The sequence below is a fragment of the Aeromonas sp. LsrichE-8G genome (assembly GCF_022869435.1).
GTDB lineage: Bacteria > Pseudomonadota > Gammaproteobacteria > Enterobacterales > Aeromonadaceae > Aeromonas > Aeromonas caviae.
Map to the genome: position 1 here is coordinate 1 of NZ_JALIHH010000148.1, position 10,416 is coordinate 10,416.

Genomic DNA, 10,416 nt, shown 5'->3' on the forward strand with positions numbered 1-10,416 from the left:
GAGAGGAGCAATTTGTCTCAGCCGATGCCGGCTACCAAGGGGCGCCACAGCGCGAGGAGCTGGCCGAGGTGGATGTGGACTGGCTGATCGCCGAGCGCCCCGGCAAGGTAAGAACCTTGAAACAGCATCCACGCAAGAACAAAACGACCATCAACATCGAATACATGAAAGCCAGCATCCGGGCCAAGGTGGAGCACCCGTTTCGCATCATCAAGCGGCAGTTCGGCTTCGTGAAAGCCAGATACAAGGGGTTGCTGAAAAACGATAACCAACTGGCGATGTTATTCACCCTGGTCAACCTGTTTCGGGTGGACCAGATGATACGTCAGTGGGAGAGATCTCACTAAAAACTGGGGATAACGCCTTAAATGGCGAAGAAACGGTCTAAATAGGCTGATTCAAGGCATTTACGGGAGAAAAAATCGGCTCAAACATGAAGAAATGAAATGACTGAGTCAGCCGAGAAGAATTTCCCCGCTTATTCGCACCTTCCCTAGTAACGGCCTCAACGGAGCTGGTTGTCGCGTGAGTCATACTAATCGGCTAGTGAAAAAACAGAAGGGGGAGCCGTTGAAAACCGGCGCAACGTCATAAATCGGGACCTCAAGAGGGCATTCATTGTTTGGTTTTGTTAAACGATAACTGGTTATCGAATAGAAAAACCAAACAATGTGGGCCTGGTTTCTGGCCGTGCTGGCTTGTCTGGAGGCTGGTGGGGAGTGAGTTGGGGCAATCTGGGAGGGTTTCCCGGTTTCCCCGGAATTGGTTTGGCAATCATGGTGTGATCTGGGTTGTGGGAAGAGGGGAAAGGGAGGTTGCCGCTCAATGCTGCGCCCCGACCGGGGTGATGTTGGGCCGTCAGGCACTGTGGCGGGATCGGCCATTGGCGCTCGGGGCCGGCTCGGGTATAGTCCTGCGCCAACAAGATAGGTTCGGATGGAGGAGTCGGCGCCGCTTCAGGCAAGCGGGTCGAATCACTCCTTCGGCGCGGCTTTAAAGGATATCCCCATGAAATTCAGTCCCCTGCTCGATGAGATGATGAAGGCGCTGCAGGTCTTGCCGGGCGTGGGCCCCAAGTCCGCCCAGCGCATGGCGTTCACCCTGCTGGAGCGCGAGCGCAGCGGTGGTCTGCGTCTGGCCTCCCTGCTCAACCGGGCGCTCACCGAAATAGGTCATTGCAGCCACTGCCGCACCTTTACCGAGAACGATCGCTGCGAGATCTGCGCCAATCCCAAGCGTGAGGAGAACGGCCTGCTCTGCGTGGTGGAGAGCCCGGCGGACGTGGCGGCCATCGAGCAGACCGGCCAGTTCTCCGGCCGTTACTTCGTGCTGATGGGCCACCTGTCGCCCCTTGACGGCATCGGCCCCGAGGAGCTGGGGCTCGATATCCTGGAGCGCCGCCTCAAGGAGGAGCAGATCAAGGAGCTGATCCTCGCCACCAACCCCACCATCGAGGGGGATGCCACCGCCTGGTACATCGCCGACATGGCACGCACCGCCGGGGTGGAGGTGAGCCGCATCGCCCACGGCGTGCCGGTGGGCGGGGAGCTGGAGCTGGTGGATGGCACCACGCTCTCCCACTCCCTGATGGGGCGCCAGCGCCTGAGCTAAAGACACCACGGACCCCACCCCGGCCCTCCCCTTGGCAGGGGAGGGAGCAATGGATCTTGCCCCACTCCTCCCCTTGGCAGGGGAGGGAGCAATGGATCTTGCCCCACTCCTCCCTTTGGCAGGGAAGAAAGCAACGAACCCAACCCGGCCCTCCCCTTGATAGGGGAGGGAGCAATGGATCTTGCTCCACTCCTCCCTTTGGCAGGGGAGAAAGCAACGAACCCCACCTCAGTCCTCCCCTTGGCAGGGGAGAGCAAGGCTGACCCCGCCATTGGCTCCACGCTCGATCCCAATCTGACCCTCCTCGCCAGACAGGGGATGGCAGTGCACCTCCCCCTTGTGAAGGGGGAGGCCGGGAGGGGGTTGCCTGTGTGGGCCAAGCGAGGGGCTTGTGTGCAAATTTGCTCTCAAGTTTGCACGCAAGCCCCTTGATATTTGAAAGGCCAACCCCATCTAGCTTGGGAATCTGTTCAACCCGACGTTTTGAGGACTGGTCGATGACCCAAAGTGTTCACGCCGAAACCCACGGCTTTCAGACTGAAGTCAAACAACTGCTGAGCCTGATGGCTCACAGCCTCTACTCCAACAAAGAAGTATTCCTGCGCGAGCTGATTTCCAACGCCTCCGATGCGGCGGACAAGCTGCGCTTCAAGGCGCTTTCCGATGCCTCTTTGTTCGAAAACGACGGCCAGTTGCGCGTGCGCCTGGTGGTGGACAAAGAGAACAAGACCCTGACCATTTCGGACAACGGCATCGGCATGACCCGTGACCAGGTGATCGAGCACCTGGGCACCATCGCCAAGTCCGGCACCGCCGAGTTCTTCAAGCACCTCTCCGGTGACCAGGGCAAGGATTCCCAGCTGATCGGCCAGTTCGGGGTGGGCTTCTACTCCGCCTTCATCGTGGCCGACAAGGTGACCGTGGTCTCCCGCGCCGCCGGCACCGCGCCGGAGCAGGGCGTGCAGTGGGAATCACAAGGGGAAGGCTCCTTCACCGTGGCTGACGTGACCAAAGCTGGTCGCGGCACCGACGTCATCCTGCACCTGCGCAGCGATGAAGAGGAGTTCCTGGACGACTGGCGTCTGCGTTCCGTGGTCAGCAAATATTCCGACCACATCAGCGTGCCGGTGGAAATGTACAAAGAGGGCACGCCGGATCGCGAAGAGGATGGTGAAACCATCGTCGGCACCCCGGGGGAGTGGGAGCAGGTCAACCGCGCCACTGCACTGTGGACCCGTAACCCGAAAGATATCAAGGACGAGGAGTATCAGGAGTTCTACAAGCACGTCGCCCACGACTTCGAAGACCCGCTCCTGTGGGGTCACAACCGGGTGGAAGGGGCCCAGGAGTACACCAGCCTGCTCTACATCCCGGCCCGCGCGCCGTTCGATCTCTACAACCGCGAGCAGAAGCACGGCCTGAAACTCTATGTGCAGCGCGTCTTCATCATGGACGACGCCGAGCAGTTCATGCCGACCTACCTGCGCTTCGTGAAAGGGGTGCTGGATTCCAACGATCTGCCGCTCAACGTCAGCCGTGAAATCCTGCAGGACAACAAGGTGACCGCCTCCCTGCGCAAGGCCTGCTCCAAGCGCGTGCTCACCATGCTCAACAAGCTGGCGAAAGAGGATGGCGAGAAGTACGCCAAGTTCTGGAGCGAGTTCGGCAATGTGCTCAAAGAGGGCCCGGCCGAGGATTACGCCAACCGGGAAGAGATCGCGAAGCTCTTGCGCTTTGCCAGCACCGCCGGCGAGGGCGAAGCCCAGACCGTGTCGCTCGAGGATTACGTTGGCCGCATGAAGGAAGGTCAGCAGAAGATTTACTACATCACCGCCGACTCTTATGCCGCTGCCAAGAACAGCCCGCACCTCGAGATCTTCCGCAAGAAGGGCGTCGAAGTGCTGCTGATGTGGGAGCGGGTGGACGAGTGGCTGATGAGCCACCTGACCGAGTTCGACGGCAAGCAGCTGGTCTCCGTCACCCGTGGCGAACTGGATCTCGGGGATCTGGAAGACGACGCCTCCAAGCAGGCGCAGGAAGAGGCCGAAAAAGCCAACGCCGGTCTGGTGGAGCGGGTCAAGAAGAGCCTCGGGGAGGCGGTGAAAGAGGTGCGCGTCACCCACCGTCTGACCGACTCGCCGTCCTGCATCGTCACCGACGCCCACGGCATGAGCACCCAGATGATCAAGCTGATGCGCGCCGCCGGTCAACCGGTGCCGGAGCAGAAGTACATCCTGGAGCTCAACCCGGACCATGCCCTGGTGAAGAAGCTCGGCACCATCGAGGATGAGAGCCTGTTTGGCGAGTGGGTCTCCCTCCTGCACGAGCAGGCCCAGCTGGCGGAGCAGGGCGGCCTCAATGATCCGGCGAGCTTCGTCTCCCGTATCAACCGTCTGCTACTCCAGGCGTGATGTGATTGTGATTGGCCCACTGCATGACAGTGGGCTTTTTTTTGGCCGTTCCCCTCTGGTGCGCTGCTGCATTTTCAATCATTTTTCGTGGTCGTCGTCTGCGTCTTTGGTCGCAGAGACGGGGCGGGAGTGTGGTGATAATCTGGCCACTCACACGGGGCGAGCTTGTTAATACGGGCGAAAACGTGTAGTTTTTTGCCTTCTCAAGAATTGAATAACCAATCAACTAGGAGCGTGTATGCGCATTGTTCTGTTGGGAGCTCCGGGCGCCGGCAAGGGTACCCAAGCTCAGTTCATCATGGAAAAACACGGTATTCCGCAGATCTCCACCGGCGACATGCTGCGTGCGGCGATCAAGGCGGGTACCGAGCTGGGCCTCAAGGCCAAAGCCGTGATGGACGCAGGTCAGCTCGTCTCCGACGACATCATCATCGGCCTGGTCAAAGAACGCATCGCGCAACCGGATTGCGCCAACGGCTTCCTGCTGGACGGCTTCCCCCGCACCATTCCCCAGGCGCAAGCCATGAAGGATGCCGGTGTGACCGTGGACTTCGTGCTGGAGTTCGACGTGCCGGACGAAGAGATCGTCAAGCGCATGAGCGGCCGCCGCGTGCACTCCGGCTCCGGCCGTACCTACCACGTGGTGTTCAACCCGCCGAAAGTGGAAGGCAAGGATGACGTGACCGGCGAGGATCTGGTGATCCGTGCCGACGACGAAGAGACCACAGTGCGCAAGCGTCTGGATGTCTACCATCAGCAGACCGCGCCGCTCATCGGTTTCTACGGCAAAGAAGCGGAAGCGGGTAACACCCGTTACGTCAAGATCGACGGCACCCAGCCGGTGGATCTGGTCAGCCAGCAACTGGCCGCCATTCTCGGTTAAGCCATTCAGGGCCGGCAGGACGCAGCCGTTCGCCGGCTGGCTACGAGAGTGAGAAAAGGGTCCATACCGGGCCCTTTCTTGCATTCCATTCCCACGACACAGAACGACAGGATGCTAACGTGACCACGAAAACCGGGATCTTGCTGGTCAATCTGGGTACCCCGGCCGCGCCGACCACGGCGGCGGTCAAGGCGTTTCTCAGCCAGTTTCTGCACGATCAGCGGGTCGTCGACCTGCCGCGCTACCTCTGGTGCCCCCTGCTTCATTTCATCATCCTGCCGACCCGCTCCCCCAAGGTGGCCAAGCTCTATCAGCAGGTGTGGACCGAGCAGGGCTCCCCCCTGATGGTCATCAGCCAGCAGCAGCGCGCGGCCCTGGAGCACGAGCTCAAGCGGGAAGGGGTCGAGGTGCCGGTGGCGCTCGCCATGACCTATGGCGCCCCGTCGCTGGCCGATGGCTGGCAGGCCCTCAAGGCCCAGGGGGTCAACCGGGTGATCCTGCTGCCGCTCTATCCCCAGTATTCGGTCAGCACCACCGCCTCGGTGTTCGACGCCTGGGCCAGGGCGATGAAAACCGAGCGCAATCTGCCGGTGGTGCGGCTCATCCGCGATTACCATGCCCACCCGGAGTACATCCAGGCGCTGGCCATGAGCGTGCGTCGCCACTGGGAGCAGCACGGCCAGGGGGAGCATCTGCTGATGTCCTTCCACGGCATTCCCGAGCGCTACGAGCGGGAAGGGGATCCCTATGGTCATCAGTGCAGGCGCACCGCCGCCCTGCTGGCGGAGGCGCTGGGGCTGGCCCCGGAGCAGTGGACCGCGAGCTTCCAGTCCCGCTTTGGCAAGGAGGAGTGGCTCAAGCCCTACACGGACCTGACCGTGGGCGAATTGCCCTCTCGCGGCGTCAAGCGGCTGGATGTCATCTGCCCGGCCTTTTCGGCGGATTGCCTCGAGACCCTGGAGGAGATCCAGGTGCAGAACCGGGAGATCTTCATGGCCGCCGGTGGCGAGCAGTTTGAATACATCCCGGCCCTCAACAGCGATCAGGCCCATATCCGCATGATGGTTTCCCTCATCTGTCGCGAGCTGGCATGATTGCCGTTCTCATCCGGTGCCCGACGTGGCGGACGTTCGGATTCAACGATAAAGGAGTGTCCTGATGATGCATATCACGCTGATTTACGCCGGCCTGCTCGGGCTCTTGTTCCTGCTGCTCTCCTTCTGGGTGGTCAAGCGCCGCGCCCAGTTCAGGGTGATGATAGGGGAGGGGGAAGCCCCCGAGATGCTGGCCGCGATCCGCGCCCACGGCAACTTTGCCGAGTACGTGCCCCTCACCCTGCTGCTGATGGCCCTGTGCGAGCTGGCGGGGGTCGGGGCGCTCTGGCTGCACCTGGGCGGTGTGCTGCTGCTGGTGGGTCGCATCCTGCATGCCATCGGCATCCAGATCCCCAGGGCTCCCAACATGCCGCGCCTCTTCGGCACCCTCTTCTTCTGGCTGGCGCTGGGGATTTTCTCGGTGCTGGCCCTGGTGCAGGGGCTCTCGGCAAGCTGAATGTCATCCCGCAACACCACCCCGCCACGGGGTGGTTTTTTGTGGTAGCCAAGTCAAACGTTTTCCTCGCAAACCCTTGTCTATACTGACCTCAAAATTCAATCGTGCGACTTTTCGGCGTGGTGGATTGTGTTAAAATCCCGCCCCTCTTTTCCCCAGAGCACAGAAGATTGCCATGAAATTTCCCGGTCAGCGCAAGTCCAAACACTACTTCCCGGTCGACAGACGTGATCCCCTGATCCCGCAGAATTCCCAGCTCACCGAACTGGGCAAGGCCTATGTAGTGGGCATCGATCAGACTCTGGTGGATATCGAAGCCCATGTGGACGAAGACTTCCTGAACCGGTACGGCCTGAGCAAGGGCCACTCCATGCTCATCTCCGACGAGGTGGCGGAGCTGGTCTACGACGAGCTCAAGGCCAACAACATGGTGGTGAGCGAATTTGCCGGCGGCACCATCGGCAACACCATGCACAACTATTCCGTGCTGGCGGACTCCCACTCCATCCTGCTTGGCGTCATGAGCCAGGACATCCGCATCGGCAGCTATGCCTACCGCTATCTGTGCAACACCTCCTCCCGGGTCAACCTCGACTACCTGCAGCCGGTGGACGGCCCGGTCGGGCGCTGCTTCACCTTCATCACCGAAGGGGGAGAGCGCAGCTTTGGCATCAACGCCGGCAAGATGGATCACCTGGATGTGGACCACATCCCCGAGACCATCATCAAGGAGGCCTCGGCCCTGGTGATCACCGCCTACCTGGTGCGCGGCGCCGACGGCACCCCCATGAAGGAGGCCGCCATGGCCGCGGTGCGCTATGCCCGTGAGGCCGGGGTGCCCGTGGTGCTGACCCTGGGCACCCGCTTCGTCATCGACGAGAATCCCCAGTGGTGGCGCGATTTCATCAGCGAGAACGTGACCGTGCTCGCCATGAACGAGGACGAGGCGGAGGCCCTGACCGGGATAAAGGATCCCCTCGGCGCGGCCGACAAGGCGCTGGACTGGGCGGACATGGTGCTCTGCACCGCCGGCCCCATCGGCCTCTACATGGCGAGCTACACCGACGAGGACTACAAGCGCGAGACCACCCACACCCTGCTGCCCGGCGTCATCCCCGAATTCAACATGTACGAGTTCAGCCGCCCCATGGCCCGGGACAAGTGCCGCAAGCCTGCGCGTATCTACTCCCACATCTCCCCCTACATGGGCGGGCCGGAGAAGATCAAGAACACCAACGGGGCAGGGGACGGGGCGCTGTCCGCCGTGCTGCACGACATGGTGGCGAACGCCTACCACCGCATGAACGTGCCGAACTCCGCCAAGCATCTCTCGGAATTCCTGACCTACTCCTCTCTGGCCCAGGTGTGCAAGTACGCCAACCGGGTGAGCTACGAGGTGCTGGCCCAGAGCAGCCCGCGCCTCTCCCGCGGGTTGCCGGAGAAGGAAGACAGCCTGGAAGAGGTGTACTGGGAGCGGTGATACCTCTTCCTGTCGACCACGAGAAAGGGTGCCACTGGGCACCCTTTCTTGTTTTTGGGGCTGGATCATGTTTTTGGCATCGTTTTTGCTGACATCGTGGACAGCCCGCGTCGCGGCGGCATACCTTGTGTTAACGACATGTAGCGGATGCGGGGCGAGGGTATGTTGAGACAATGGAGTATCGGGCGGCGCCTGTCGCTGGTGACCCTGATGGTGCTGGCGTTGCTGGGACTGCTGCTGTTCTTCTCCCTGCAGGTCTATCACCAGGGGTTGATGGGGGAGAAGAGCCGCCAGACCCGGGCCCAGGTCGAGACCGCCTACAGCCTGGTGGCGGGACTGGAGGCCAGAGTGCGCAAGGGGGAGCTGGACGAGGCGAGCGCCAAGGCCGAGGCGCTGGCGCTGCTCAGGGGGCTGCGCTATGGCGAGGAGGACTACTTCTGGATCAACGACAGCCACCCCACCATGGTGATGCACCCCATGAAACCCGAGCTGGACGGCAAGGATCTCTCCGGGGTGGAGGACAAGCAGGGGCTCAGGCTGTTCGTCGCCTTCGCCGATCTGGCCCGGGCCCAGGGCGCGGGGGAGGTGGCCTACTACTGGCCCAAACCGGGGGTGGACGAGCCGGTACGCAAGATCTCCTACATTAAGCGCTTCGCCCCCTGGGACTGGATCATCGGCACCGGCGTCTATGTGGACGACGTCGAGGCCCAGTACCGGGAGGTGCTGCACACCCTGCTGGGGATCGGGCTGGTGCTGGCCCTCCTGCTGTTTGCCGTGGTTGGCCTCATTGTGCGCAGCATCGTCGTGCCCCTCTCCCGCTCGGTCTCGGCCCTTGGCAACATCGCCAGGGGGGAGGGGGATCTGCGGGTACGTCTGCCGGAGTCGGGGCGTGACGAGCTGAGCCAGCTCAGCATCAACTTCAACCTCTTCGCCAGCCAGATGGCGCAGCTGGTGGCCCGCAGCCAGCAGATAGCGGATCAAAACCGGGTGCATGCCCACCAGCTGGCCGAGGTGGTGGAGCGTACCGGCGCCATCGTCACCGGCCAGGAGCAGGATACCCTGCGGGTGGCCAGCGCCATGGAGCAGATGACGGTGAGCAGCCGCGAAGTGGGCCAGCACGCGGCCCAGGCCGCCGACGCGGCGGATTCGGCCCTCAATCTGGCCCAGCATGGCCGCGAGGTGGTGGTCCAGACCCGGGAGTCCATCAGCCAGTTGGCGGACGAGATGGTGGAGACGGTACAGGCGGTGAGCCGCCTCGAGCAGGAGACTCAGCAGATTGGCTCCGTGCTCGACGTCATTCGCGGGGTGGCGGAGCAGACCAACCTGCTGGCCCTCAACGCCGCCATTGAAGCGGCACGGGCCGGGGAGCAGGGGCGCGGCTTTGCGGTGGTCGCCGATGAGGTGCGTACCCTGGCGACCCGCACCCACAGCTCCACCGACGAGATCCGGCAGATGATCCAGCGGCTGCAGGAGGGGGCCGGCAAGGTGGTCAGCGGCATCAGCCAGTTGCAGCAGCTCTCCCGCGCGACGGCGGACAGGGCCGGCGATGCGGATGTCGCCATCAATGCCATCGATGGATCCGTCCACACCATTACTGCCATGAATGGGCAGATTGCCACGGCGGCGGCGGAGCAGAGCCGGGCGGCGGAGGAGATCAACCAGCGGCTGGTGGCCATCACCCAGCTGGCGGCGGATGCCCTGGCCCAGAACCGGCTGACCGAGCAGGCATCCGGGCAACTGGCGCTGGCCTGCGACGAGCTGGGGGCCCTGGTGGCGAAATATCGCATCTGACGGCCTTTATCCCCGCTTTTTCGGGATAAGGCTTGAGTCTGGGGGGCTTTTGGGACACCATCTGCCCCATTCTCGGCCAGCCCTGGCCGACAGCCTGCCATTGCTTTGCAAGAGAGAGACCCCATGAGCAAACTAACTGACAATCTTGACGCCAATTTCCAGCTGTTCATCGAAGAAGTCCGCGAGTCGGGTCAGGTGTGGGGTCTGCGCTACGGTGAAGACTGGGTGGTGTGCCGCTCCGCCGAGTTCGAAGATGCGGACGTGATGCCGCTCTGGTCCGCCGAAGGGGATGCCCGCCTGCACTGCGTGGACGAGTGGGCGGATTACGAGCCGGAAGTGATCGAGCTCGAAGAGTTCCTGGACATCTGGATCAACGATCTGGACGAGGACGACGTGCTGGTCGGCCCGAACTGGAACGCCGATCTGGAAGGCCAGGAGCTCGAGCCCATCGAGCTGGCCAAGGCGCTGGTGGAACTGGACGCCTGAGTCTGCCGTCTTGCCGGATTGTGATGAACCGGCCCCCTTCGGGGGGCCGGTTTTTTTATGGTTCTTCGCGGGATCTTGGGGAAGTGGAAGTTGACAGACAGGGTGCTGGTAAACTGGCTGTCTCCAAACACACCACCACCATCACCCTGCTGTCGCCGTGCATCATATTGATATTGCCTCCTTCTGGCCAGGTTATACCGTCA

General features: G+C 62.1%; 9 protein-coding genes. All 9 read left to right on the forward strand.

The window, feature by feature from the left end; genetic code table 11:
* Nucleotides 1-347: transposase (locus MUW49_RS17785; protein WP_244813035.1), on the forward strand; the 347-nt coding region annotated here is incomplete at its 5' end.
* A gap of 661 nt (nucleotides 348-1,008) precedes the next feature.
* The gene (gene recR / locus MUW49_RS17790; protein WP_039038914.1) at nucleotides 1,009-1,611 is read left to right on the forward strand and encodes a recombination mediator RecR; all 603 of its coding nucleotides are present in this window, start codon (nucleotides 1,009-1,011) and stop codon (nucleotides 1,609-1,611) included.
* Nucleotides 1,612-2,108: 497 nt separating this feature from the next.
* Nucleotides 2,109-4,022, forward strand: coding sequence for a molecular chaperone HtpG (gene htpG / locus MUW49_RS17795; RefSeq protein WP_042017279.1), 1,914 nt, complete (start codon nucleotides 2,109-2,111; stop codon nucleotides 4,020-4,022).
* A gap of 238 nt (nucleotides 4,023-4,260) precedes the next feature.
* A complete protein-coding gene (gene adk / locus MUW49_RS17800) occupies nucleotides 4,261-4,905 on the forward strand; it encodes an adenylate kinase (RefSeq protein WP_010674422.1) in 645 nt (214 codons plus the stop codon).
* Nucleotides 4,906-5,024: 119 nt separating this feature from the next.
* Nucleotides 5,025-5,999 carry a ferrochelatase gene (gene hemH / locus MUW49_RS17805; protein WP_042017278.1) on the forward strand — a complete coding sequence of 325 codons (975 nt, stop codon included), beginning with the start codon at nucleotides 5,025-5,027 and terminating at the stop codon, nucleotides 5,997-5,999.
* Nucleotides 6,000-6,063: 64 nt separating this feature from the next.
* Nucleotides 6,064-6,456, forward strand: coding sequence for an MAPEG family protein (locus tag MUW49_RS17810; protein ID WP_244813036.1), 393 nt, complete (start codon nucleotides 6,064-6,066; stop codon nucleotides 6,454-6,456).
* Nucleotides 6,457-6,631: 175 nt separating this feature from the next.
* Entirely contained in the window at nucleotides 6,632-7,936 is a 1,305-nt protein-coding gene (locus MUW49_RS17815; protein WP_010674425.1) for an inosine/guanosine kinase, read from the forward strand.
* 162 nt (nucleotides 7,937-8,098) lie between these two features.
* A complete protein-coding gene (locus tag MUW49_RS17820; protein ID WP_234888696.1) occupies nucleotides 8,099-9,727 on the forward strand; it encodes a methyl-accepting chemotaxis protein in 1,629 nt (542 codons plus the stop codon).
* Between the two features lie 123 nt (nucleotides 9,728-9,850).
* Nucleotides 9,851-10,213: a DUF2750 domain-containing protein gene (locus MUW49_RS17825; RefSeq protein ID WP_010674427.1), complete on the forward strand. Its 363-nt coding sequence runs from the start codon at nucleotides 9,851-9,853 to the stop codon at nucleotides 10,211-10,213.
* The last annotated feature ends 203 nt before the right edge of the window (nucleotides 10,214-10,416 follow it).